General features: G+C 49.1%; 1 protein-coding gene. It reads right to left on the bottom strand.

Going from position 1 to position 324, the window contains the following annotated elements; genetic code table 11:
- Positions 1–324: nitrate/nitrite transporter (locus A3761_RS05010; protein ID WP_156491615.1), on the bottom strand; the 324-nt coding region annotated here is incomplete at both ends.

Consider the following 324-nt stretch of genomic DNA (forward strand, 5'->3'; position numbering starts at 1 on the left):
ATGGCAGTGCCTTGTCGGTTACTTTCAAACCAGTCGGTGATATAACGAATGCCGATGGTAAAAGATGTGCCACTAATACCGATCCACAAGCCAAGTAATAGGTAGCCTTCCAGAGTCTCGATGTGAGGCAGGATGAATAGTGGCGGTGTGCTAAGAAGCATTTGTAGGGTGAATAGGCTCTTGGGGTTGTAGCGCTCGCTAAGCCAGCCAGCAGGAATACGCCCTAGTGCACCGGTTAGAACCGGGGCCGAAAAGAATAATCCTAACTGTGTTGCGCTTAGGCTTAAGCTGTTTTGAAGTTCAAGCCCCAAAACGGCATAGAGT

The sequence above is a fragment of the Oleiphilus sp. HI0123 genome (assembly GCF_001635315.1).